This is a genomic window from Streptomyces sp. CNH287, from assembly GCF_000424825.1.
In genome coordinates this window covers 333,882-357,197 of the sequence record NZ_AUKQ01000005.1, presented here as the reverse complement: position 1 = coordinate 357,197, position 23,316 = coordinate 333,882, and the positions used below count along the sequence as shown (strand labels likewise).

Annotated in this window: 22 protein-coding genes and 1 riboswitch; of the genes, 13 read left to right on the top strand and 9 right to left on the bottom strand. The window is 71.3% G+C overall.

Going from position 1 to position 23,316, the window contains the following annotated elements; all coding sequences use genetic code 11:
• Positions 1 to 27: 27 nt before the first annotated feature.
• Positions 28 to 942: an EamA family transporter gene (locus H299_RS0107960; RefSeq protein WP_199782407.1), complete on the bottom strand. Its 915-nt coding sequence runs from the start codon at positions 940 to 942 to the stop codon at positions 28 to 30.
• A 231-nt stretch (positions 943 to 1,173) separates the two neighbouring features.
• Here H299_RS0107960 and H299_RS0107955 point away from each other — a divergent pair, with 231 nt between their 5' ends.
• The 5 genes from H299_RS0107955 (at position 1,174) to H299_RS0107935 (ending at position 4,667) form a co-directional block, all read left to right on the top strand.
• Complete coding sequence (locus H299_RS0107955; RefSeq protein ID WP_027747989.1) at positions 1,174 to 1,404, top strand: hypothetical protein; 231 nt, start codon at positions 1,174 to 1,176, stop codon at positions 1,402 to 1,404.
• A gap of 147 nt (positions 1,405 to 1,551) precedes the next feature.
• Entirely contained in the window at positions 1,552 to 2,499 is a 948-nt protein-coding gene (locus H299_RS32790; RefSeq protein WP_051262263.1) for a pyridoxal-phosphate dependent enzyme, read from the top strand.
• Entirely contained in the window at positions 2,496 to 3,011 is a 516-nt protein-coding gene (locus tag H299_RS0107945; protein ID WP_027747988.1) for a GNAT family N-acetyltransferase, read from the top strand. The genes H299_RS32790 and H299_RS0107945 overlap by 4 nt, the downstream gene beginning before the upstream one ends.
• Before the next feature lie 271 nt (positions 3,012 to 3,282).
• Positions 3,283 to 3,696 carry an anti-sigma regulatory factor gene (locus H299_RS0107940; RefSeq protein ID WP_027747987.1) on the top strand — a complete coding sequence of 138 codons (414 nt, stop codon included), beginning with the start codon at positions 3,283 to 3,285 and terminating at the stop codon, positions 3,694 to 3,696.
• On the top strand, positions 3,693 to 4,667 hold the full coding sequence (locus tag H299_RS0107935) for an RNA polymerase sigma factor SigF (RefSeq protein WP_037758126.1): 975 nt from the start codon (positions 3,693 to 3,695) through the stop codon (positions 4,665 to 4,667). Before H299_RS0107940 ends, H299_RS0107935 begins: the two co-directional genes overlap by 4 nt.
• A 77-nt stretch (positions 4,668 to 4,744) precedes the next feature.
• Here the strand turns inward: H299_RS0107935 and H299_RS0107930 are convergent, their stop codons facing one another.
• The gene (locus tag H299_RS0107930) at positions 4,745 to 5,158 is read right to left on the bottom strand and encodes a hypothetical protein (protein WP_027747985.1); all 414 of its coding nucleotides are present in this window, start codon (positions 5,156 to 5,158) and stop codon (positions 4,745 to 4,747) included.
• Positions 5,159 to 5,220: 62 nt separating this feature from the next.
• Here H299_RS0107930 and H299_RS0107925 point away from each other — a divergent pair, with 62 nt between their 5' ends.
• Both H299_RS0107925 and H299_RS0107920 read left to right on the top strand, forming a co-directional pair.
• Positions 5,221 to 6,189, top strand: coding sequence for a diacylglycerol kinase family protein (locus tag H299_RS0107925; protein ID WP_027747984.1), 969 nt, complete (start codon positions 5,221 to 5,223; stop codon positions 6,187 to 6,189).
• Between the two features lie 314 nt (positions 6,190 to 6,503).
• Complete coding sequence (locus H299_RS0107920; protein WP_027747983.1) at positions 6,504 to 6,767, top strand: WhiB family transcriptional regulator; 264 nt, start codon at positions 6,504 to 6,506, stop codon at positions 6,765 to 6,767.
• 203 nt (positions 6,768 to 6,970) lie between these two features.
• On the opposite strand, the gene H299_RS0107915 is transcribed toward H299_RS0107920, so the two are convergent.
• From H299_RS0107915 to H299_RS0107890, 6 genes are all read right to left on the bottom strand, one after another.
• Positions 6,971 to 8,446: a PAS domain-containing sensor histidine kinase gene (locus H299_RS0107915; RefSeq protein ID WP_027747982.1), complete on the bottom strand. Its 1,476-nt coding sequence runs from the start codon at positions 8,444 to 8,446 to the stop codon at positions 6,971 to 6,973.
• A gap of 476 nt (positions 8,447 to 8,922) precedes the next feature.
• Entirely contained in the window at positions 8,923 to 9,996 is a 1,074-nt protein-coding gene (locus H299_RS0107910) for an SIS domain-containing protein (protein ID WP_027747981.1), read from the bottom strand.
• A gap of 44 nt (positions 9,997 to 10,040) precedes the next feature.
• On the bottom strand, positions 10,041 to 11,627 hold the full coding sequence (locus tag H299_RS0107905) for a glycoside hydrolase family 3 protein (RefSeq protein ID WP_027747980.1): 1,587 nt from the start codon (positions 11,625 to 11,627) through the stop codon (positions 10,041 to 10,043).
• An 18-nt stretch (positions 11,628 to 11,645) separates the two neighbouring features.
• The gene (locus tag H299_RS0107900) at positions 11,646 to 12,524 is read right to left on the bottom strand and encodes a carbohydrate ABC transporter permease (RefSeq protein ID WP_027747979.1); all 879 of its coding nucleotides are present in this window, start codon (positions 12,522 to 12,524) and stop codon (positions 11,646 to 11,648) included.
• A gap of 11 nt (positions 12,525 to 12,535) precedes the next feature.
• The gene (locus H299_RS0107895) at positions 12,536 to 13,522 is read right to left on the bottom strand and encodes a carbohydrate ABC transporter permease (RefSeq protein ID WP_027747978.1); all 987 of its coding nucleotides are present in this window, start codon (positions 13,520 to 13,522) and stop codon (positions 12,536 to 12,538) included.
• An 85-nt stretch (positions 13,523 to 13,607) separates the two neighbouring features.
• On the bottom strand, positions 13,608 to 14,885 hold the full coding sequence (locus H299_RS0107890; protein ID WP_027747977.1) for an extracellular solute-binding protein: 1,278 nt from the start codon (positions 14,883 to 14,885) through the stop codon (positions 13,608 to 13,610).
• Between the two features lie 294 nt (positions 14,886 to 15,179).
• Between H299_RS0107890 and H299_RS0107885 the strand changes: the two genes are divergently transcribed.
• From H299_RS0107885 to H299_RS0107860, 6 genes are all read left to right on the top strand, one after another.
• Entirely contained in the window at positions 15,180 to 16,001 is an 822-nt protein-coding gene (locus tag H299_RS0107885) for a GntR family transcriptional regulator (RefSeq protein WP_027747976.1), read from the top strand.
• Positions 16,002 to 16,187: 186 nt separating this feature from the next.
• The gene (locus H299_RS32785) at positions 16,188 to 16,496 is read left to right on the top strand and encodes a DUF3311 domain-containing protein (protein WP_051262217.1); all 309 of its coding nucleotides are present in this window, start codon (positions 16,188 to 16,190) and stop codon (positions 16,494 to 16,496) included.
• A complete protein-coding gene (gene mctP, locus H299_RS0107875) occupies positions 16,493 to 18,088 on the top strand; it encodes a monocarboxylate uptake permease MctP (RefSeq protein WP_027747975.1) in 1,596 nt (531 codons plus the stop codon). Before H299_RS32785 ends, mctP begins: the two co-directional genes overlap by 4 nt.
• Before the next feature lie 46 nt (positions 18,089 to 18,134).
• Positions 18,135 to 18,662, top strand: a complete 528-nt coding sequence (locus tag H299_RS0107870; RefSeq protein WP_027747974.1) for a GNAT family N-acetyltransferase — start codon at positions 18,135 to 18,137, stop codon at positions 18,660 to 18,662.
• Positions 18,663 to 18,715: 53 nt separating this feature from the next.
• A riboswitch (cobalamin riboswitch) is annotated at positions 18,716 to 18,854 on the top strand.
• A 119-nt stretch (positions 18,855 to 18,973) separates the two neighbouring features.
• Entirely contained in the window at positions 18,974 to 21,394 is a 2,421-nt protein-coding gene (locus tag H299_RS0107865; protein ID WP_027747973.1) for a ribonucleoside-diphosphate reductase subunit alpha, read from the top strand.
• On the top strand, positions 21,391 to 22,443 hold the full coding sequence (locus H299_RS0107860) for a ribonucleotide-diphosphate reductase subunit beta (RefSeq protein WP_027747972.1): 1,053 nt from the start codon (positions 21,391 to 21,393) through the stop codon (positions 22,441 to 22,443). The genes H299_RS0107865 and H299_RS0107860 overlap by 4 nt, the downstream gene beginning before the upstream one ends.
• A 161-nt stretch (positions 22,444 to 22,604) precedes the next feature.
• Here the strand turns inward: H299_RS0107860 and def are convergent, their stop codons facing one another.
• Positions 22,605 to 23,237 carry a peptide deformylase gene (gene def, locus H299_RS0107855; RefSeq protein ID WP_027747971.1) on the bottom strand — a complete coding sequence of 211 codons (633 nt, stop codon included), beginning with the start codon at positions 23,235 to 23,237 and terminating at the stop codon, positions 22,605 to 22,607.
• Positions 23,238 to 23,316 lie beyond the last annotated feature (79 nt).

Below are 23,316 nucleotides of genomic sequence, written 5' to 3'. Positions count from 1 at the left end.
CGCCAGGCGGCCTGTGCCGGACACGGCCTACGGCGGCGGGCTCGGGCAGCGCCGCCGCGCCGCGGGCGCCGTCCGTACCGCGCCGACGCTGGCCACGATGACCAGCACCAGCGCCAGCACCTCCGGCGGCCCCAACCGCTGGCCGAGCACGAGGAAGCCGGCCGTCGCCGCCGCCGCGGGCATCAGGCTCATCAGCACCGCGAAGGTGGCCTGCGGCAGCCGCCGCAGGGCCAGGGTGTCCAGGGCGTACGGCACCCCGGAGGAGAGGACGGCGACCATGGCGCCCAGCCCCAGCGTGACCGGGTCCAGCAGGGCGGAGCCCCCGCCGGCCACCCCCAGCGGTGCGCTGATCAGCGCGGCCACGGCCATCGCCAGGGCCAGCCCGTCCATCTTCGGGAAGCGCGCCCCCACACGGGCGTTGAAGACGATGTAGAGCACCCACATCGCGCCCGCCGCCAGCGCGAAGGCCACACCGGCGGCGTTGAGCCGGTCGAATCCGCTGCTGCCCAGGAGGTAGACCCCCGCCAACGCCAGTCCGGCCCACAGCAGGCTGAGCGCACGGCGCGCGGCGACGACGGACAGGGCGAGCGGACCCAGCAGTTCCAGCGTGACCGCGGGGCCCAGCGGAATGCGGTCGATGGCCTGGTAGAAGAGGGTGTTCATGGTGCCGAGCGCGACGCCGAGCCCGAGCGCGGCGGCCCAGTCGGCGCGGGTGTGGCCGCGCAGCCGCGGGCGGCACAGCGCCAGCATCAGCAGCGCGGAGAACGTCAGGCGCAGCGCCACCACCCCGAGCGCCCCGGCGCGGGGGAAGAGCAGCGCGCCCACCGCCGAGCCGAACTGGAGCGAGAACGCCCCCGCGCACACCAGGCCGACGGCCACCGCCCGCCCGGCGCCCTCACCCGAGGGCGGGGCCTGCGCGGTGCTGCCCGCCGGGGTGCTCATGGCGCCCACGCTACGGGGTGCCTTCCGGCGGGCGCGCCGCGGTCCAAAGAGCGGACGCGGGGGGCGGGGCGGAGGCGGGGCGGAGGCGCGCGAGTGGCCGCGTGTCCGTCCGCAGGGAACCGAGTGATCACGGCATACGTTGAATCGGCAGGCACACGTGCGGAGGCATATGTCGCACCAGCAGGGGCACTCCGTCTCCGCACTCCCCCGTACAGCACAGGAGGCAGACCAATGGCAGGGTTCCTCGACAAGGCCAAGGAGCAGGCGCAGCGCGGCCTGGCGCAGGGCAAGGAGAAGGTCGGCGAGGTCCAGGCCCAGCGCGCCGGGCAGGACCTGGTGCGCAAGCTGGGCGCGGCCTACTACGCCGAGCAGCGGGGGACGGGCTCGGCCGCGCAGGTCCAGCAGGCGCTGGCCGCCGTCGAGCAGCACGTCGCGCAGCACGGGGACAGCGCGGTGCGCTGACTCGGGTGCGTTCCGTCCGTCCCGCCCCGGCGCGCGTGCAGAGCGTGCGCGCCGGGGCGGCCGGGCGGCTGCGCGGTGCCCCGCCCCGGGGCGCCGCGTGAGAATCATGGGGTGACACGGGATGACGGGGTGCCGGCGGAAGGCGTGGTGACCGGGCGGGCGGCAGTGCCGGGCCCGGCCCCGCTGCTCCCTTCGCCGCTCCAGGAGGCGGCGGACGAGCGCTTCGCGCGGCGGGGCGTCCGGCTGCTGCTCAAGCGCGACGACCTGATCCATCCGGAGCTGCCCGGGAACAAGTGGCGCAAGCTCGCGCCCAATCTGCGCGCCGCCGCCGAGGGCGGCCACCGCACGCTGCTCACCTTCGGCGGCGCCTACTCCAACCACCTGCGCGCCCTCGCCGCCGCCGGCCGCCTGCTGGGCCTGGCCACCGTCGGCGTCGTGCGCGGGGACGAGCTGGCGCGGCAGCCGCTGAACCTCTCGCTGGCGCGCTGCGCGGCCGACGGCATGCGGCTGCACTTCGTCAGCCGGGCCGACTACCGCCGCCGGGCCGACGCCGACTGGCTGGCCGGGCTGCACGACCGCTTCGGCGATTTCCTGGCGCTCCCCGAGGGCGGCAGCAACGCGGCGGCCGTGCGCGGCTGCGCCGAGTTGGGCGAGGAGCTGCGCGGGCGTACGGACGTCGCCGCCGTCGCCTGCGGTACGGGCGGCACGCTGGCCGGGCTGGCGGGCGGCCTCGCGGGCGGCGGGCGGGCGCTGGGCGTCCCGGTGCTGCGGGGCGGCTTCCTCGGGGCGGAGGTGGCCCGGCTCCAGCACGCCGCCTTCGGTGGCCGCCGGGGCGACTGGTGGCTGGACGAGCGCTTCCACGGCGGCGGCTTCGCCCGTACGAACGGGGAGCTGCGCGACTTCGCGGCGGACTTCGCCGCCCGGCACGGCCTGCCGCCGCTCGACCACGTCTACGTGGCGAAGCTGCTGTACGGTCTGTGCGCACTCGTGGCCGAGGGGGCTTTCGCCGAGGGCACCACCGTCACCGCGGTGGTCACCGGTCCGGCCTTCCCGCCCGCTTCGCCGCCCGCCGAGACTCCCCGAGGTGTTCCGTGATCAGAACCGCCGTGCCCGCCGACGTCCCCGTCATCCTGGAGCTGGTCCGCGAGCTGGCGGCGTACGAGCGTGCGCCGGAGCACGCCCGCGCCACCGAGGAGCAGCTGCACGCCGCGCTCTTCGGCGCGCATCCGGCCGTCTTCGCGCTGATCGCGGAGGAGGACGGCGGGCGCGGGGAGGACGGCGGCCAGGGCGCGGCACGCACGCCGGTCGGCTTCGCCCTGTGGTTCCGCAACTTCTCGACCTGGACGGGCACTCACGGTGTGTATCTGGAGGACCTGTACGTCCGCCCGGAGGCGCGCGGCGCGGGACACGGGAAGGCGTTGCTCTCCGCACTCGCCGAGATCTGTGTCGCGGAGGGCTATGAACGCTTCGAATGGTGGGTATTGGACTGGAACACCCCGTCTATCGGCTTCTACCAGTCGCTGGGCGCCGAGCCGATGGACGAGTGGACGGTCTTCCGGATGTCCGGAGAGCCACTGCGCGCACTCGCCCGTGCCAACGCAGCGTAGTCATCCTGGATTCACCGGCCTCACCCCCTAGCCACGGACAGTACCCATGTGTTTACTATGGGTTACGGCCCTTGGATGGGGCGGCCCCGCGGGTCGGGGAGTCGTTCAAGATTCGCGCGGGCGACATCCCGGCGCGGATCGCGATAGCGTCACAGTCGTACCATCCGCCGCGCCGGCCAGGGGCTCCGCAGCTGCTCCACGTGGAGTCCCCGGCCGGCGCGTTGGTCACAGCCGACGAGCCTAACCAGCTTGCGCCACCTTGGAGGTGAGGGTGTCTCAGATCGCAGGCGAGCCCGGAGACAAGGACTTCGTCGAGGTCCGGCTGCCCGCCGCGGGCGCCTATCTGTCCGTGCTGCGTACCGCCACGGCCGGGCTGGCCGCCCGCCTGGACTTCACTCTCGACGAGATCGAGGATCTCCGGATCGCGGTCGACGAGGCGTGCGCGATCCTGCTTCAGCAGGCGGTGCCCGGCTCCGTGCTGAACTGCGTGTTCGAGCTGATCGGTGACTCCCTGCGGGTGACCGTCTCGGCGCCGACCACGGACGGCCGGGCCCCGGAGCGCGACACCTTCGCATGGACGGTTCTCTCCGCCCTCGCGGGCGAGGTGGACTCGGTCGTCTCGGAGGACCGCACGGTCACGATCAGTCTGCGCAAGCAGCGCGGCGCGGGTCCGGAACCGTCGTGACCGAGCACGAGGCACGAGACGTGTGGGCGGGCCGCCCCGAGGCGGCCGGCCCCGGCATTCCCGAGCAGCAGGCCCGGCCGCACCCCGCGGACGGCGGAGGTCAGCGGCCCGGGCCGGCGGCGCGGGGGCAGCGGGCAGGGACGGCGGAGCAGGCGGACGCGATGGACCAGCACCGGCACGAGAAATACCGGCACAGCCCGCACGGGCGGCGAGACCCGCAGGACCGCAGCGGGGCGCGTGCGCTCTTCGTCGAACTGCGCAAGCTGCCGGACGGCTCACCCGCCCGCGCCGAACTGCGCAACCACCTGGTGCGGATGCACCTGCCCCTGGTGGAGCATCTGGCCAGGCGTTTCCGCAACCGCGGTGAGCCGCTGGACGACCTCACCCAGGTCGCCACGATCGGGCTGATCAAGTCCGTGGACAGATTCGACCCGGAGCGGGGGGTGGAGTTCTCGACGTACGCCACCCCCACCGTCGTCGGCGAGATCAAACGTCACTTCCGGGACAAGGGCTGGGCGGTGCGGGTGCCGCGCCGCCTCCAGGAGCTGCGGCTCTCGCTCACCTCGGCCACCGCCGAGCTGTCCCAGCAGCACGGCCGCGCGCCGACGGTGCACGAGCTGGCGGAGCGGCTCGCGATCTCGGAGGAGGAGGTGCTGGAGGGCCTGGAGTCGGCGAACGCCTACAGCACCCTGTCGCTCGACGTCCCGGACACGGACGACGAGTCCCCGGCCGTGGCCGACACCCTCGGCGAGGAGGACGACGCACTGGAGGGGGTGGAGTACCGCGAGTCGCTCAAGCCGCTGCTCGAGGAGCTGCCACCGCGCGAGAAGAAGATCCTGTTGCTGCGCTTCTTCGGGAACATGACGCAGTCGCAGATCGCCCAGGAGGTCGGCATCTCCCAGATGCACGTCTCCCGCCTGCTGGCCCGCACCCTGGCCCAGCTGCGCGACCGGCTGCTCGTGGAGGAGTGACCCTCCAGACCGTGGCCCGAGTCATGGGAAGTTGACCGGGAGGCCGTCCCGCACGGCCTCCGGCAGCTCACGGCGGGCTACGCGTCCCGCGGGCCGATGCCCAGCGCCTCGGTCGCGGTGGGATTGACCACACAGACGAGCACCGCGAGCGCCATCGCGCCGATCACGAGCCCGCCCAGCGTCCAGACGCCGCCGTTCTGCGCCATCTGCCAGCCCACCGGCAGCGCCAGCAGCTGGATGATCATCGCGGGCCCGCGGCTCCAGCGCTGCACCGTCCACAGCCCCCGCGCCGCGGCGAGCGGCAGCACGGACAGCGCGAGGACCGTCAGGGCCAGCGTCAGCGCCTGCGTCATGCCGTCCGGATCACCGGTGAAGAGCAGGATCAGCGAGTACAGCCCGAATCCGGCGACCACGGCGCCCTCGACCGCGGTCAGCACTGCCGCAGTCACGATCCGGGCCGGGCGGACGGGGGCGGAATCGGTGTCACTCACCCCAGCAGGGTAGCCCGGCACCGGACTGCGCCGTGTACCCCGGCGTAGGTACGCTGCACCTCATGCGCGCACTTCTCGTGGTCAATCCGGCAGCCACCACCACCAGCGCGCGGACCCGTGACGTGCTCTCGCACGCGCTCGCGAGCGATCTCAAGCTGGAGGTCGCGACCACGGAGTACCGGGGGCACGCCCGCGACCTGGCCCGGCGGGCCGCGGAAGACGGCCAGACCGAGCTGGTGATCGCGCTCGGCGGCGACGGCACGGTCAACGAGATCGTCAACGGCCTGCTGCACCACGGCCCCGACCCCGGCCGGCTGCCCCGGCTCGCGGTCGTGCCCGGCGGATCGACCAACGTCTTCGCCCGCGCCCTCGGCCTGCCCAACGACGTGGTGGAGGCCACCGGCGCGCTGCTGGACGCCCTGCACGAGCGCAGCGAGCGCACGGTCGGGCTGGGCCTGGCCGCCGGCGTGCCCGGCACGGAGGACGCCGAGGTGCCGCCGCGCTGGTTCACCTTCTGCGCGGGGTACGGCTTCGACGCCGGGGTCATCGGCCGGGTCGAGCAGCAGCGGGAGCGGGGCAAGCGTTCGACCCACCCGCTGTACGTACGACAGGTGCTGCGCCAGTTCGTGAACGAACCGCACCGCCGGCACGGCACGATCACGCTGGAGCGGCCGGGCGAGGCGCCGGTCGAGAATCTCGTGCTCTCCACCGTCTGCAACACCGCGCCGTGGACCTATCTGGGCAACCGGCCGCTCTACGCGGTGCCCGGCACCTCCTTCGACACCGGCCTCGACCTGCTGGGACTCTCCCGGCTGACCATGGGCGCGGTCACCCGTTACGGCGCACAGCTGCTCGCCTCCCGGCCCGATCGCGGTCCGCACGGGAAACACGCGATCGCCCTGCACGATCTGACGGACTTCACCTTGCATTCACAGGTTCCACTGCCTCTCCAGATGGACGGTGACCACTTGGGACTGCGCACCAGCGTTCAGTTCACAGGCGTACGGCGTGCACTGCGCGTGATTGTGTAAGCCGAAGGGCCTAAAGTCCTTTTACTCGAACGTTTAGGCTGGCCTCCACCCACTGGAAGTACGGCTGTGAGTGATGCGACACCAAGGAATCAAAAAAAAGTTTCCAGAAGGGGTTGTATCCGCCGCCGAGGTTTGCGAGTCTCTTCATGGCGATCGGGACGGCCCCACAAGCGGCCCCCTTGAGAGCCCGAATCCTCCTCCTCCTTCCTGTGGGACCCGCATCACATATCGGCGCGGAGCCCTTCCCCTGTGAGGGGATTCGTGAAAGCGTTCACATTCACAAGCAAACCGCCACACGAGGAGAGGTAGCAGCCATGGACTGGCGTCACAACGCCGTTTGCCGCGAGGAAGACCCCGAGCTGTTCTTCCCCATCGGCAACACCGGTCCCGCGCTGCTGCAGATCGAGGAAGCCAAGGCCGTCTGCCGTCGCTGCCCCGTCATGGAGCAGTGCCTGCAGTGGGCTCTGGAGTCCGGTCAGGACTCCGGTGTCTGGGGTGGCCTCAGCGAGGACGAGCGCCGCGCGATGAAGCGCCGCGCCGCCCGCAACCGGGCGCGCAACAACGCCGCCACCGCCTGAACGGCGGCCGGTCGGCCACCTGGCAGCATCCCGAGCCGCAGCGCGCAGTGCACCGATAACGCACCGCACACGCAGAATCCTGAGCCCTGGACCGTGACTTCACGTCACCGTCCGGGGCTTTCGGCATTCCCGGCCCAACCCGACTCGCCCCAACCCAACTGGACCCAGCCCGATCCGGCCCGGCCGTTCCGTCCCGCTCCCGCCTACGGCTTCTCCCCTGCGACCGGCAGGTCGAAGACCACCCGGGTACCGCCGCCGGGGGCGGGCACCATGTCGAAGGTGCCGCCCAACTCCCCCTCCACCAGCGTGCGGACGATCTGGAGCCCCAGATTGCCGCCCCGCCTCGGGTCGAAGCCCGGCGGCAGCCCTAGCCCGTCGTCCTGCACGGTCACCAGCAGCCGGCCGCCCGCGCCCCCGGCCGCCCGGCCGCGCACCGCGCCCACCTCGACCGTGCCCTGCGTACCCGGATCGAACGCGTGCTCAAGCGCGTTCTGGAGCACCTCGGTCAGGACCATCGACAGCGGGGTGGCGACCTCGGCGTCGAGAATGCCGAAGCGTCCGGTACGGCGGCCCGTGACCCGGTCCGGTGAGAGTTCGGTGACCATGGCGAGCACCCGGTCCGCAATCTCGTCGAACTCGACCCGCTCGTCGAGGTTCTGGGAGAGCGTCTCGTGCACGATCGCGATCGAACCGACCCGGCGCACGGCCTCGTTGAGCGCGTCCCTCCCCCGGTCGGAGTCCATCCGGCGGGCCTGGAGGCGCAGCAGCGCGGCGACCGTCTGGAGGTTGTTCTTCACCCGGTGGTGGATCTCCCGGATGGTGGCGTCCTTGGTGAGCAGTTCGCGCTCGCGGTGCCGTACCTCGGTGATGTCGCGCAGCAGTACGAGCGAACCGATCCGGCTGCCCTTGGGTTTGAGCGGGATGGCCCGCAGCTGGACCACGCAGTCGTTGCCCTCGACCTCGGCGGCGCGCGGTGCCCAGCCGCTGGCCAGCTTGACCATCGCCTCGTCCACCGCGCCCCGCGAGGGGGCGAGTTCGGTCGTGGCCTCGCCGAGGTGCAGCCCCACCAGGTCGGCGTTGAGGCCCAGCCGGTGGTAGGCGGAGAGCGCGTTGGGGCTCGCGTACTGGACGACGCCCTCCGCGTCGAGCCGGATCAGGCCGTCGCCGACCCTCGGTGAGACGTCGGTGTCGCCCGGCTGGCCCGGGAAGGGAAACGATCCGGCGGCGATCATCTGGGCGAGGTCGGAGGCGCTCTGGAGGTAGGTCAGCTCCAGGCGGCTCGGGGTCCGCACGGTGAGGAGGTTGGTGTTGCGGGCGATGACCCCCAGGATGCGGCCCTCGCGGCGCACCGGGATGGACTCCACCCGCACGGGCACCTCCTCGCGCCACTCCGGGTCGCCCTCGCGCACGATCCGGCCCTCGTCCAGCGCGGCGTCCAGCAGCGGCCTGCGGCCCCGCGGGACGAGGTGGCCGACCATGTCGTCCTGGTAGGAGGTGGGGCCCGTGTTGGGCCGCATCTGGGCCACGGAGACATAGCGCGTGCCGTCCCGGGTGGGGACCCACAGGACAAGGTCGGCGAAGGACAGGTCGGACAGCAGCTGCCACTCGGACACCAGGAGGTGCAGCCACTTGAGGTCGGGATCGCCGAGGGCCGTGTGCTGGCGTACGAGGTCGTTCATGGAGGGCACGGCGTCGAGCCTACCGGCGGGGGGCGCCGGCGCCCCCCGGCGCCCGTGGCCGCCCCGCGCGAGCCCCGGCGCATGTCCTCCGCCCCATGGACACAGCGAATGGTCTAGTCCACAATGGGAGGCGAAGTGAAGCACTGCCTCCGCTCTCCCCGCACAGGAGGGCGGAACGAGATCCGTGGCGCTCTCTGCCCTGACCGCGCCATAGTCTCCGGTGCCGATCCAACTCCGGGCTGCGGTGCCGGACGGGCTGAGGGTCCCGTCCTGGCGCCGCGGCCCGAAGTCGTTCCACGACGCTTCCGGGCCCCCCATGCCCGCGTACGCTCCGGACTGCCCGGCGCCCCCGGGCACGACGACGGCACGGCCCCGCTCCCGGGCGGGAGCGGGGCCGTGCCGTACGTGTACACGCCCGGAGCGCGCCGTGCCTGTCCGGGGCCTGCCCGGCGCCCGTCAGCGCCCGTCAGGCAGCCTCAGTGCGTCTCGGTCACCTTGGCCAGCGCGCGGGGCGCGTCCGGGTCCTGGCCACGGGCGATGGTGACCTCGTAGGCCAGCATCTGGAGCGGCAGGATCTCCAGGATGGGCTGAAGCTCCTCCGCCACGCCCTCGGTCGGCAGTACGAAGCCCGCCGAGGCGGCCTCCACCTGCTGCTGCGGGCCGACCACGACGAGGTCCGCACCCCGGTCCAGCAGCCGGTCCAGGACGGGCTGGAGCGCCGCGCCGCCCCTTCCGTCGGTGACGACGGCGATCACCGGCGAGATGTTGTCCACCATCGCCAGCGGCCCGTGCAGCAGGTCCGCGCCGGAGTAGGAGAGGGCCGGGATGTAGCTGGTCTCCATCAGCTTCAGGGCGGCCTCCTTGGCGGTCGGGTAGCCGTAACCGCGCGAGGTGATCACCATCCGCTCGGCGAAGCGGTAGCGGCCCGCGAGCGCCTTGACCTCCTCCTGCCGGGCGAGCACCGACTCGGCCAGCTCGGGCAGCACCTTCGCCGCCTCCGCGCCGTTGCCGCCACGCATGCCCTCCACGAAGAGGTAGAGGGCGAGCAGCTCGGCCGTGTACGTCTTCGTCGCCGGGAGGGCCTTCTCCTCGCCCGCCAGCACGTCGATGTGGAACTCGCTGACGGCCGCCAGCGGCGAGTCCGGGTTGTTCGTCACGGCGAGCGTGACGGCACCGGCCTCGCGGGCCGCCTGGGTGGAGGCGACCAGGTCCGGCGAGCCGCCGGACTGGCTGACGGTGATCACCAGGCAGTCGGTGAGGTCCGCCTTGGCCTCGTACGCCGTGGTGGTGGACATGGAGGTGAGCCCGCAGGGCTTGCCCAGCAGCACCTCCAGCAGGTACTTGGCGTAGAGCGCCGCGTTGTCGGACGTACCGCGCGCCGTCAGCAGCACGAAGCGGGGGTTGCGGGCGGCGATCGCCTCGGCCGTCGCGCGGATGGCCGGGGCGCCTTCCTCCAGGATGCGCCGCAGCACCGCGGGCTGCTCGGCCATCTCACCGGACATGATCCGTCCCGGCAGGTGGGTCTGCTCGGACGAGGTCGGGGCGGACATGCTGGGTGCCTCCAGGTGGCTGTGTGCTGTGCGGACCGAGGGGATCAGCTGCCGGCCCCCTTGCCGGCGATGACCTCCGCGGCGGCCCGTCCGCAGACGCGGGCGGCGCCGTGTGTGGCGATGTGCAGCGCCCCGGCCGGCGGTGCCTGGGGCAGCCCCATCTCGACCACGACCGTCTCGGGCCGCGCGGCGAGCAGGGCGTCCAGGGCGTCGGCCATCCAGCTGTGCCGGTGGACGTCTCGCACTACTGCGACGATCCTACGGTCCGACGCCGCCTCGAGCACATTTGCGAGCAAGCCGGACGGGCCCGCGGCGGTGACCTCCTCCAGACCGTAGGTGGCGGTGGTGGTGCCGGGAAGGAAACGTTCCAGCTCCGCCGCCGGGCCCCAGGGCGTCTCGCCGCCGACGGCGATGTTGGCCAGCGGGGTGAAGGCGGCCACGAAGGGCGGCGCGGCCGGCGGCCGGTAGCCGTCCGCCCCGGTCACCCGCAGCGCGCGGCGGGCCGCGAGCAGCCCCACCTCGGCGTCGTCGGCCGCACCGGCCGCACCGGCGGGCCGGGACGAGGATGCGGGCGCGCTCCCCTCCTGCTTTTCCGGCGCGCCCGCGCCCTGCGTCCAGCTCGCCAGTTCGCGAACCCGTGCTGCGGCGTCGGCGAGCCGTTCACGCGGAAGCTCGCCGTCGCGGACGGCCCTCACCAGCGCGTCACGCAGCCGCAGCACGGTGTCTTCGTCGGCCAGCCCGCCGCCGACGCAGATCGCGTCGGCTCCGGCGGCGAGCGCGAGCACGGTGCCCTGCTCCAGGCCGTAGGTGGCCGAGATGGCGTCCATCTCCACCGCGTCGGTCACGATCAGGCCGTAGTGCCCGACCCCGCCCTCGCTCCGCGGCGCCCGCAGCAGGCCGGTCAGCACGGCCGGGCTGAGGGTGCCGGGCAGCGCCTCGTCCAGGGCGGGCAGCAGGATGTGCGCGCTCATCACGCACTTGCTGCCCGCCTCGGCCGCGGCACGGAAGGGCACCAGCTCACGCTCGTTGAGCGTGGCCAGGTCCGCGTCGATGCGCGGCATGGCGTGGTGCGAGTCGACGTTGGTGTCGCCGTGCCCGGGGAAGTGCTTGACGCAGGCGGCGACGCCGGCCGACTGCATGCCCTCCACGTAGGCGACGGTGTGCCGGGCCACCAGTTGCGGATCGCCGCCGAAGGCGCGTACGCCGATCACCGGGTTGTCCGGGTTGGAGTTGACGTCCGCCGACGGCGCCCAGTTGAGGTTGACCCCGCACGCGGCCAGCCGCCGGCCCAGGGAGCGGGCGACGGCCCGGGTCAGGTCCGGGTCGTCGACCGCGCCGAGCGCGAGGTTGCCCGGGTAGGACGACCCCGTGCGCACCTCGAGCCGGGTGACGTCGCCGCCCTCCTCGTCGATGGCCACCAGCACGTCGGGGCGCACCGCGCGCAGCTGGGCGGTGAGCGCCGTCAGCTGCTCGGCGGACTCGACGTTCCGGCCGAAGAGGCCGACGGAGCCGAGCCCCTGGCGGAGCTGCTCCAGCAGCCATTCGGGCGCGGTGGTGCCGGTGAATCCGGGCTGGAGGACGGCCAAAGCGTCCCGCGTGAGGGTGGTGGTGTCGCTGACAAGGGTCGTCATGACGTCTTTCTTTCGGGGTCAGCCCTTTACCGCTCCGGCGCTCAGCCCGCTGACCGCGCGCCGCTGGAGGAAGAGGAACAGGAGAAGCACGGGAATGGCGAACAGCGACGAGGCGGCCATGGTGGCCCCCCAGTTGCTGCCGAACGCCGTCTGGAACTGGGTCAGCCACAGCGGCAGGGTGTACGCCTCGGAGTCCTTGTTCAGGATCAGCACCATGGCGAACTCGTTCCAGGCGGTGATGAACCCGAAGAGCGAGGTGGACATCAGGCCGGGAGCGAGCAGCGGGAAGACGACGCGGAAGAACGCCTGCGTCCGGCTGCAGCCGTCGATCATGGCCGACTCCTCCAGCTCCTTGGGCACCGCGGCGATGAATCCGCGCAGTGTCCAGATGGTGAAGGGGAGGACCATCACGAAGTAGATCAGTGTCAGGAAGGCGATGCTGTTGAGCATCTCCGCGTCCCGCGCGATCAGGTACATCACGATGACCATGACTTCCCAGGGCGCCATCTGGGCCATCATCACGGCGAGCACCAGGCCCTTGCGGCCCTTGAACCTCATCCGCACGATGGCGAACGCCGCCGCCAGCGACACGACCAGCGCGAGTACCACGGCGCCGATGGTCACGGTGAGGCTGTTGACCACGTACGTCCAGAACTGGTCGACACCGGTCGCGGTGCTGTAGTTCTCGAACGTCGGCGTGAAGAAGAACTGCGGGGTCTCGGTGAGGACCTCGTGGGACGGCTTGAAGGATGTCGAGAACATCCAGTAGACCGGGAAGAGGAAGAAGGGCACCAGGAGGAGGGCCGCGACGTTGGGCCAGACCTTGCCGAACGTCTTGCGGCGCCGGGCCTTGGCAGCCGCCTTGTCCGGTGTGTCGAGGGGCGCCTTGTCGGCCAGAACGGTGTTGCTCACTGCTCCTCCTCCTGCTTGAGCATCAGGCGGAAGTAGAAGGACATCGCGATCAGCAGGATCAGGATGGTCAGTACGGACGCGGCGGCGGCGAGGCCGAAGCTCCCCTGCGACATGCCCTCGACGTAGGCGAAGACCGGCAGGGTCTCGGAGGCCCGGTCGGGTCCGCCGCTGTTGAGGGCGACGATCTGGGCGAACGCCTTGAAGACCCAGATGATCTCCAGGAACGTGGTGATCAGGAAGAACGGCTTCATGATCGGGAGGATGATGGAGCGGAAGAGCCGGAAGCTGTTGGCGCCGTCCATCCGGGCGGCCTCGTACAGCTCGCCGCTGATCGTGGTGAGCCCCGCGTAGAGGTTGAGCGCCACGAAGGGGACCGAGCCCCAGACGATCAGCAGGGTCACGATGACGAGCGTGGAGAAGCCGGTCTCGAACCAGTTGTGCTGCTCGTAGCCCTCGAAGCCAAGGCTGCGCATGACCCAGTTCATGACGCCGAACTGGGTGTCGAACAGCCAGCGGAAGACGGTCGCGGAGGCGACGATGGGCATCGCCCACGCCATCACCAGGGACAGCGAGAGGACCAGCCGCATCTTCTTGCCGAGCCGGTTGAGCAGCAGGCCGATCAAGGTACCGATCGTCATGATCAGTGCCACGTTGACGGCCATGAAGACGAAGGTCCGTACGACGACGGTCCAGAAGGCGTCGTTGGACAGCAGGTCCGTGTAGTTGCTGAACCCGGTCCACACGGTCTTCCGGGAGATCATCTCCGTCCGGCCGAGCTGCTGGAGGGAGATGATGACGTTCCGCACCAGCGGATAGCCCAGGAAGACCAGCAGGGAGAGGACCGCCGGAGCGATCAGCAGATACGGGAGCCACCGGCCGGGCAGCGACGGCTTGCCGCGGGGCGACCGCCCTGGCTCCGCCGCGGGCCCGCGGGGCGGCGGCTCCTTGGCGACCGGGGTCGCTCCCTGGGTTTGCACGGTCATTTTCTACTTCCTCGGGGTGAGGGCCGGGGACAGGGCGCAGGGCGAGAGCCCCCGGCAGCCGCGCTGCCGGGGGCACCCTGAGTGATCAGCTCTTGTTGACGCGCTCGGTGATCGCGTTGTTCGCGTCCTCACCGGCCTTCTTGGGGTCCTCACCCTTGAGCACCTTGGTCATGTACTCCTTGATCGGGTTCGGGTCCGTCTCGACGTTGGCCCAGCCCGGGGTGATGGGCGTGGTGCGGCCGGTGTCGGCGGTCTTCCCCATGGCCTCGGCGAAGGAGCCCTTGGCCGGGGTGAACTGCGCGGCCTCGCTGTTGGGCAGCAGACCGCCCTCGGTGGCCTCGGCGTACTTCGTCATCCACTTCTCGGAAGTGGCCATCTTCAGCCACTCCTTCGCGAGGTCCTTGTTCTGCGAGCGCTCCGAGACGGCGAGGTTGGAGCCGCCCAGGAAGGTGCTGCCCGGCTTGCCGGCCGTCTTGCCCGGGATCGGGAAGTAGCCGAAGTCGGCCTTGCCGCCGGCCTTCTTCATGGCGTCGATGGCGCCGCCGGCCTCCCAGCCGAGCCCGATCCACGAGGCGACCTTGCCCTTGGGCACGACGTCCGTGGACTGCTGCGGGGTGGCCTCGTCGGCGTCCTTGGGGCCGGTGGAGAAGGACTGGAGCTTCTTGTAGAAGTTCATCGCCTTCACGGCTTCGGGGCTGTCCAGCGCGCCCTTCCACTTGTCGCCGTCCTCGACGGCCAGCTCGCCGCCCTCGTCCCACAGGAAACCGGAGTAGACGTACCAGCTCTGGCCGGGGAGGTAGATGGGCTGCTTGTCGCCCTTGGCCTTGAGCTTCTCGAGACCGTCGACCCACTCGTCGCGGGTGGTCGGCGGCTTGACGCCGGCGTCCGCGTAGGCCTTCTTGTCGTAGACCACGACGCGGCTGGCCGCGTACCAGGGGGCGCTGTAGAGCTTGTCGTCAAGTTCGGCGGAGGGCAGCATGCCCTTGGTCCACGTGTCGTAGCCCAGCTCGCCCTTCATGTCGGTCAGGTCGGCGAGGCCGCCGGTGACCGCGTAGCCGGCGGTCTGGGTGTTACCCAGTTCGATCACGTCCGGCGGAGCGTCCTCGGAGAGGGCGGTGGTGATCTTCTCCTGGATGCCGTTCCACTGCTGTACCTTGATCTTGACCTTGACGCCCTTGTTCTTGGCCTCGAACTCCTTGTTGAGTTCCTTGACCCAGGCTTCGGGGGCCGAGCCGTCCATCGCCCAGACGGTCAGCGTCTTGTTGCCGCCGCCGCTGCCGCTGTCGTCATCGTCGGAGCCACAACCGGCGACCGTGGCCACCATCGTGGCGGCTCCTACAGCCGCTATGAGCTTGCGCTTCACGTCATCCTCCTCAAGGGACCACCAGAAACCCCCCGCCCACCGAGATGACAGAAGACATACGCCGCGTACTGCCCGTGGGTCTGGGTTTGGTCTTTAATGGTTTAGACCAGTGCCCGCAGCTTGGCCTAGACCTATAGGGGTGTCAACGGTGTATAAAGCTCACAGTCGGTTCCGTTACCGGAACGACATCTGAGCTGGGACACCCCCCTTGGCAGAGCCCGTGCCACGATGTGACCCGCGACGTACACGGAGGAGCCGGTGACGGCAGCACGACACGAGTCGGGAAGGCGTGCCATGGGCACCGACGGGGTTGCGGCCACTGAGGTCGGGATAGACAGGGTGGCCACCGCCCGCACCGCCGGCGGGGGCGGAAGCGGGGGGAACGGGCAGGCGGCGACACGCACCGCGCGCGTTCCCAAGTACTACCGGCTCAAGCGCCATCTGCTCGAGATGACCGAAACCATGCCACCGGGCACCCCGGTCCCGCCGGAGCGCACGCTGGCAAGCGAGTTCGACACCTCACGGACGACCGTCCGCCAGGCACTCCAGGAACTCGTGGTCGAGGGACGGCTGGAGCGGATACAGGGCAAGGGCACGTTCGTCGCCAAGCCCAAGGTCTCCCAGGCGCTCCAACTCACCTCCTACACCGAGGACATGCGGGCCCAGGGACTCGAACCCACCTCGCAGCTCCTGGACATCGGCTACATCACCGCGGACGACCGCCTGGCCGGCCTGCTGGACATCCTCGCCGGGGGCCGGGTGCTGCGCATCGAGCGGCTGCGGCTGGCCAGCGGCGAACCGATGGCCATCGAGACCACGCACCTCTCCGAGAAGCGCTTCCCCGCCCTGCGGCGCAGCCTGGTCAAGTACTCCTCGCTCTACACTGCGCTGGCGGAGGTCTACGACGTCCACCTGGCGGAGGCCGAGGAGACCATCGAGACCTCGCTGGCCACCCCGCGGGAGGCCGGGCTGCTGGCCACCGACGTGGGCCTGCCGATGCTGATGCTCTCGCGGCACTCGCGGGACACCGACGGTGAGCCGGTGGAGTGGGTGCGGTCGGTCTACCGCGGCGACCGCTACAAGTTCGTGGCCCGGCTCCAGCGGCCCCGCCCCTGAGCGGGCGGCGGCTCCGCGCGGCCTTCCCCCGCCCGTTCCCGCCCATCCACCGCACCTCCGTGACGCCTACACGCTCCGCGTGGCCTGTCCGTTACTGATCGGGGTAGTGACGGGGGACCGCTCTGTGACTAGATTTCTGCCACCCCGCAGAAGACCGGCCGGAGCCCCAGGGACGGAGTCGCCTTCATGTCACCACCGCACGCCCGCGAACCGGTCGTCACGCCCTCGCGCGTGGTGGCCGGGCTGTGCCTCCTCGCGCCGTTCGTCTCGATGCTCTGGGTCGGCTCGTACGACAGCGTGGACCCGGCCTTCATCGGCATCCCGTTCTTCTACTGGTACCAGATGCTCTGGGTGCCGATCTCGACGGCGCTGACCTGCGTCGCGTACGTGCTCGTACGCCGGGAGCAGGCGGCCCGCAAGCAGGCGGCCGGGCACGCGGGTCAGGGCGGGCACGGCGGTCAGGGCGGGCGGACCGAGGGGGCTGAGCCGAAGTGAACGAAGGCGTCAACGTCGTCGCGCTCAGCGTCTTCCTCTTCTTCTTCGCCCTGGTCACGGTGATGGGCTTCCTCGCCGCCCGCTGGCGCAGGGCGACGGCCGACAACCTGGACGAGTGGGGCCTGGGCGGGCGCAGCTTCGGCACCTGGATCACCTGGTTCCTGCTCGGCGGCGACCTGTACACCGCGTACACCTTCGTCGCCGTCCCGGCCGCGGTGTACGCGGCGGGCGCGGCCGGCTTCTTCGCGGTGCCGTACACGATCCTCGTCTACCCGCTGATCTTCACCTTCCTGCCCCGCCTCTGGTCGGTCTCCCACCGGCACGGCTACGTGACGACCTCGGACTTCGTGAAGGGGCGCTTCGGCTCCAAGGGGCTCTCGCTCGCGGTCGCCCTCACCGGAATCCTGGCCACGATGCCGTACATCGCGCTCCAACTCGTCGGCATCCAGGCGGTGCTGGACGTGCTGGGGGTGGGCGGCGGCGAGTCGACGCACTGGTTCGTCAAGGACCTGCCGCTGCTGATCGCCTTCGGCGTGCTGGCCGCGTACACCTACTCGTCCGGCCTGCGCGCCCCGGCGCTGATCGCCTTCGTCAAGGACGCGCTGATCTACCTGGTGATCGTGGTCGCGATCATCTACATCCCCATCGAACTGGGCGGGTTCGACGACATCTTCAGCGACGCCGAGGAGAAGCTCTCGGAGACCGGCGGCTCCCTGGTGGCCGGGCCCGACGCGCACTGGGCGTACGCCACCCTGGCGCTGGGGTCGGCGCTCGCGCTGTTCATGTACCCGCACGCGATCACCGCGACGCTCTCCAGCCGCAGCCGCGAGGTGATCCGCCGCAACACCACCATCCTGCCGCTGTACTCGCTCATGCTGGGCCTGCTGGCGCTGCTGGGCTTCATGGGCATCGCGGCGGGCATCGAGGTCGAGAACGGGCAGCTGATCGTGCCCCAGCTGTTCGAGAACATGTTCCCGGACTGGTTCACCGGGGTGGCGTTCGCCGCGATCGGCATCGGGGCGCTGGTCCCGGCGGCGATCATGTCCATCGCCGCCGCGAACCTCTTCACCCGCAACATCTACCGGGACTTCCTCAAACCGGACGCCACCCCGGCGCAGGAGACCAAGGTCTCCAAGATCACCTCGCTGGTGGTCAAGGTGGGGGCGCTGGTGTTCGTCCTGACGCTGGACAAGTCGACGGCGATCAACTTCCAGCTGCTGGGCGGCATCTGGATTCTCCAGACCTTCCCCGCCCTGGTCGGCGGCCTGTTCACCCGGTGGCTGCACCGCTGGGCGCTGCTGGCGGGCTGGGCCGTCGGCATGGCGTACGGCACGATCGCCGCGTACCACGTCTCCTCGCCCAAGCAGAAGCACTTCGGCGGCAGCAACGACTCGATCCCGATGATCGGCGAGATCGGCTACATCGGGCTGACCGCGATCGTGCTGAACGCGGTGGTGACGGTGGCCCTCACGTTCGTCCTGCGGGCGCTGAAGGCGCCGGAGGGCGTCGACGAGACCGTCCCGGCCGACTACACGGCGGACGCGGGCGACCCCAAGGTCAAGGACCTGCCCCCGGCGGCCGGCGGCCACTGAGGGCCTGCCCGGTACGCACCCGGGCGCGTACCGCATGCTGGCGGTCATGGACATAACGATCAGGGCGGCGCGCGAGGAAGAACTCGCAGACGTCGGCGAGCTGACCGCCCGGGTGTACCTCGGCGACGGGCTGCTGACCCACGGGGTGAGCGATCCCTACCTCGAGGAGCTGCGGGACGCCCGGCGCCGCGCTCGGCACACGCAGGTGCTGGTGGCCGTGGAGACGGCGGGACCGGCCGAGGCGGGCGGCGCCGGCGCGCTGCTGGGCGCGGTCGCCTTCGTCGGCGCGGGCGGGGAGTACGCGGACATCGCGGGGCCGGGCGAGGCCGAGTTCCGGATGCTCGCGGTGCTCCCGGCCGGCCGGGGCCGGGGCGTGGGCGAGGCGCTCGTACGCGAGTGCCTCACGCGGGCGCGCGGGCTGGGACTGCGCCGGGTGGTGCTCTCCAGCGTGCCGGAGATGGCGGCGGCCCACCGGCTGTACGGGCGGCTGGGTTTCGTCCGCACCCCGGAGCGGGACTGGGAGCCGCTGCCGGGCCTGCCGCTGTGGACCTTCGCACTGGAGCTGTCCGGCTGAGCGCCTTCCTGTCGCCCGCGCGGGACACCACATCTTGGGGTGCATGAGCTGGGTGGCACCACATGTATGGTGGTGCTTGCTGTCGCCGCAGGGGAATCCGGTGTGAATCCGGAGCTGTCCCGCAACGGTATGGCGGGCGCGTCCACCGCGCCGCGGCCGAGCCCGAGCACCTGCCGACGGTTTTGTACACGTCCGGGCCTCGTGGGTTGGGCCGGCGGACGCGGAGCGCCGTCGTGCCTTGAAGTCCGGAGCCGCTCACGCCCGTCGTGCCCCTCCCCGTGGCTCCAGCCGAGCGAGGGAGAGCACGTCCCGTGACCATCGCACCAGCCGCACCCGCCACCGCGGAGCCCGTCTCAGCGGGCCCCGCGGGCGCGGAATCCGCCGCCGCGGAACTCACCGCCCTGCTGGTCCGCCTCAGCGCCGACCTGCCCGCAGCCGACCCGCACCGGGTGGCCGCCGCCGCGCTGCGCGGCCGTCATCCGGGCTCCGGCGCGGCGGAGTTGCGGTCCCTCGCCGCCGAGGCGGCGGCCGGGCTGATCGGCGAGGAGCCGGAGTACTCGCGGCTCGCCGCCCGGCTGCTCACCCTCGCCGTACGGGACGAGGCGGCCGGGCAGGGCGCCGTCTCCTTCTCCACCTCGGTCGCGGTGGGGCACCGCGAGGGGCTGATCGCGGACGGCACGGCGCGGTTCGTCACCCGGCACGCGGACCGGCTGGACGCGCTGGTGGAGGCCGCCCTCGCGGCGGGAGCGGACGACCGCTTCGGCTACTTCGGGCTGCGTACCGTCCACTCGCGCTACCTGCTGCGGCACCCGCGCACCCGGCAGGTCATCGAGACGCCGCAGCACTTCCTGCTGCGCGTGGCCTGCGGGCTGGCCGCCGAGGGCGACACCGCCGAGCAGGCCGCGGCAGCGGTGCGCGAGGTGGCCGAGCTGTACCGGCTGACCAGCACGCTCGCCTATCTCCCCTCCTCCCCCACGCTGTTCAACTCCGGCACCCGGCACCCCCAGATGTCCTCGTGCTACCTGCTGGACTCACCGCTGGACGAACTCGACTCGATCTACCAGCGCTACCACCAGGTGGCCCGCCTCTCGAAGCACGCCGGCGGCATCGGCCTGCCGTTCTCCCGCATCCGCGCCCGCGGTTCGCTCATCCGGGGCACGAACGGGCACTCGAACGGCATCGTCCCCTTCCTGCGGACGCTGGACTCCTCGGTGGCCGCGGTCAACCAGGGCGGCAGGCGCAAGGGCGCGGCCTGCGTCTATCTGGAGACCTGGCACGCGGACATCGAGGAGTTCCTCGAACTGCGCGACAACACCGGCGAGGAGGCCCGGCGCACCCACAACCTCAACCTCGCGCACTGGATTCCGGACGAGTTCATGCGCCGGGTCGAGGCGGACACCGCCTGGTCGCTCTTCTCCCCGTCCGACACACCGGAGCTGGTCGACCTGTGGGGCGACGAGTTCGACGCCGCCTACCGCCGCGCCGAGGCCGCCGGGCTCGCGGTCCGTACGCTGCCCGCGCGCGAGCTGTACGCCCGGATGATGCGCACCCTCGCGCAGACCGGGAACGGCTGGATGACCTTCAAGGACGCCGCCAACCGCACCGCGAACCAGACGGCGGAGCCCGGCAGCGTCGTGCACTCCTCGAACCTGTGCACGGAGATCCTGGAGGTCACCGACGACGGGGAGACGGCCGTCTGCAACCTGGGCTCCGTCAACCTCGCCGCACACCTGACCGACGGCGGGGAGGTGGACTGGGAGCGGCTCGACGCCACCGTCCGTACGGCCGTCACTTTCCTGGACCGCGTCGTCGACATCAACTTCTACCCGACCGCTGAGGCGGGCGCCTCCAACTCCCGCTGGCGCCCGGTCGGTCTGGGCCTGATGGGCCTCCAGGACGTCTTCTTCCGGCTGCGGCTGCCCTTCGACTCGGCGGCGGCGCGGCAGCTCTCCACCCGCATCTCCGAGCGCGTCATGCTCGCCGCCTACGAGGCCTCCGCCGACCTGGCAGAGCGGCACGGCCCGCTCCCCGCCTGGGCGGCGACCCGCACGGCGCGCGGCGTACTGCACCCCGACCACTACCCGGAGGCCGAGGAGTCCTGGCCGCAGCGGTGGGCGGCGCTGCGCGAGCGGATCGCGCAGACCGGGCTGCGCAACGCGCTGCTGCTCGCCGTCGCGCCGACCGCGACCATCGCCTCCATCGCCGGTGTCTACGAGTGCATCGAGCCGCAGGTCTCCAACCTCTTCAAGCGGGAGACGCTCAGCGGCGAGTTCCTCCAGGTGAACGCCTACCTGGTGGCGGACCTCAAGCGGCTCGGCCTGTGGGACGAGCGGATGCGCGAGGAACTGCGCGAGAGCAGCGGCTCGGTACAGGACCTGCCGCGCGTCCCCGAGGAGGTGCGCGGGCTCTACCGCACGGCGTGGGAGATCCCGCAGCGCGCGCTGATCGACATGGCGGCGGCCCGCACGCCGTACCTGGACCAGAGCCAGTCGCTGAACCTCTTCCTGAGTTCGCCGACGATCGGCAAGCTCAGCTCGATGTACGCGTACGCGTGGAAGCGCGGCATCAAGACCACCTACTACCTGCGCTCCCGCCCGGCGACGCGGATCGCGCAGGCGGCGGGGGGCGGCTCCGCCACGGCTGCCCCCGCCGAGCCCGCCCCCGGCACGGCGGACGCCGAGGCCGCCGCCTGCTCCCTGGAGAACCCCGAGTCCTGCGAGGCATGCCAATGACCACCACCCCCGCCGCGCCGAGCGCCCGCGCGAAGAACCTGCTCGACCCGGGCTTCGAACTCACCCTGCGCCCCATGCGCTACCCGGAGTTCTACGACCGCTACCGCGACGCCATCAAGAACACCTGGACGGTGGAGGAGGTCGACCTCCACTCCGACGTCACCGACCTCGCCAAGCTCTCCGCGGGCGAACAGCACATGATCAGCCGCCTCGTGGCGTTCTTCGCCACCGGCGACTCGATCGTCGCCAACAACCTGGTGCTGAGCCTGTACAAGCACATCAACTCCCCCGAAGCGCGCCTGTACCTCTCGCGGCAGCTCTTCGAGGAGGCGGTGCACGTCCAGTTCTACCTGACCCTGCTGGACACCTACCTGCCCGACCCGGACGAGCGCGTCGAGGCGTTCTCCGCCGTGGAGAACATCCCCTCCATCCGCGAGAAGGCGCAGTTCTGCTTCCGCTGGATGGCCGCTCTGGAGGGCGGCGAGGGGGCGGAGCGGATCGACCAGCTGGAGTCCCGCGCCGACCGGCGGCGGTTCCTGCTGAACCTGATCTGCTTCGCGGCCTGCATCGAGGGCCTGTTCTTCTACGGGGCCTTCGCCTACGTCTACTGGTTCCGCTCGCGCGGCCTGCTGCACGGGCTGGCCACCGGCACCAACTGGGTCTTCCGCGACGAGTCGATGCACATGGCCTTCGCCTTCGACGTCGTGGACACCGTCCGCGCGGAGGAGCCCGAACTCTTCGACGACGCACTGGAGGCGGAGGTCACCGCGATGCTGGCGGAGGCCGTGGAGGCCGAGTTGCAGTTCGCGCGCGACCTGTGCGGCGAGGGCCTGCCGGGGATGAACACCGAGTCGATGCGGGAGTACCTGGAGGCCGTGGCGGACCAGCGGCTCGTACGGCTGGGCTTTCCGGCCCGCTACGGCTCCAGGAACCCGTTCTCCTTCATGGAACTCCAGAACGTCCAGGAGCTGACCAACTTCTTCGAACGCCGTGCCTCGGCCTACCAGACGGCGGTGGAGGGGTCCGTCTCCTTCGACGACGAGTTCTGATGCGGTGACCCGGGGACGTGGCCGGTCAGCAGCCGCCGCAGTTGCGGTAGGTCACGTCCCAGTGGTTGCCCTCGCGGTAGTGGCCGTTGCCCGAGCCGGACTTCCACTTCGAGCCGCCGACGGAGGTGAAGGCCCCGGCCCGCGCTCCGCGCAGCCCCGCCTCAGTCGTTCGGCACCGTCTCGTAGCGCGCGGTGCCCTCGGCCATCTGCTGGAGGGCGTCCTTCCGGTCCCGCTTGGAGAGCCGGTCGATGTAGAGATAGCCGTACAGGTGGTCCGTCTCGTGCTGGAGGCAGCGGGCGAAGTAGCCGTCGCCCCGGACCGCGATCGGCCTGCCCTCCGCGTCCTGCCCCCGGACGACGGCGCGGTCCGGGCGGGCGAGCGAGGCGTAGGCGGTGGGCACCGAGAGGCAGCCCTCGTTCGAGTCGTCCAGCACCCGCTGCTCGGCGGGGAGTTCGTCCAGCACCGGATTGCAGACGACGCCCACGTGCCGTACGCCGTCGTCGTCCGGGCAGTCGTAGACGAAGACCTTGAGGTCCACGCCGATCTGGTTCGCCGCGAGGCCGACGCCCTCCGCCGCGCGCTGGCTGGCGAACATGTCGTCGATCAGCGAGGCCAGTTCGGGGCCGAACTCGGTCACCTGCGCGCACTCCCGGTGCAGCACCGGATTGCCGACGACGGTGATCGGACGGGCGGTGCCCCGCTCGCGGTAGGCCAGCTCGCGCTCCTCGCACCGCTCCGTGTCGACCACGTACTCGTCCACCGGTTCCGACTGGGTGTCCTGCTGCTGCGCCATTCCGCCTTACGCCTTCCTCATGCCCGGGCTCCCGGGTCCCATCCGGCCACTTCGCCCTACAGGGTACGGGTGCGCGGGC

Excerpts from the sequence above, each read along its gene's own strand:
- H299_RS0107960 (WP_199782407.1), bottom strand. The coding sequence starts at position 942 with ATGAGCACCCCGGCGGGCAGCACCGCGCAGGCCCCGCCCTCGGGTGAG.
- H299_RS0107955 (WP_027747989.1), top strand. The coding sequence starts at position 1,174 with ATGGCAGGGTTCCTCGACAAGGCCAAGGAGCAGGCGCAGCGCGGCCTG.
- H299_RS0107925 (WP_027747984.1), top strand. The coding sequence starts at position 5,221 with ATGCGCGCACTTCTCGTGGTCAATCCGGCAGCCACCACCACCAGCGCG.
- H299_RS0107920 (WP_027747983.1), top strand. The coding sequence starts at position 6,504 with ATGGACTGGCGTCACAACGCCGTTTGCCGCGAGGAAGACCCCGAGCTG.
- H299_RS0107915 (WP_027747982.1), bottom strand. The coding sequence starts at position 8,446 with ATGAACGACCTCGTACGCCAGCACACGGCCCTCGGCGATCCCGACCTC.
- H299_RS0107910 (WP_027747981.1), bottom strand. The coding sequence starts at position 9,996 with ATGTCCGCCCCGACCTCGTCCGAGCAGACCCACCTGCCGGGACGGATC.
- H299_RS0107905 (WP_027747980.1), bottom strand. The coding sequence starts at position 11,627 with ATGACGACCCTTGTCAGCGACACCACCACCCTCACGCGGGACGCTTTG.
- H299_RS0107895 (WP_027747978.1), bottom strand. The coding sequence starts at position 13,522 with ATGACCGTGCAAACCCAGGGAGCGACCCCGGTCGCCAAGGAGCCGCCG.
- H299_RS0107885 (WP_027747976.1), top strand. The coding sequence starts at position 15,180 with ATGGGCACCGACGGGGTTGCGGCCACTGAGGTCGGGATAGACAGGGTG.
- H299_RS32785 (WP_051262217.1), top strand. The coding sequence starts at position 16,188 with ATGTCACCACCGCACGCCCGCGAACCGGTCGTCACGCCCTCGCGCGTG.
- H299_RS0107870 (WP_027747974.1), top strand. The coding sequence starts at position 18,135 with ATGGACATAACGATCAGGGCGGCGCGCGAGGAAGAACTCGCAGACGTC.
- H299_RS0107860 (WP_027747972.1), top strand. The coding sequence starts at position 21,391 with ATGACCACCACCCCCGCCGCGCCGAGCGCCCGCGCGAAGAACCTGCTC.
- def (WP_027747971.1), bottom strand. The coding sequence starts at position 23,237 with ATGGCGCAGCAGCAGGACACCCAGTCGGAACCGGTGGACGAGTACGTG.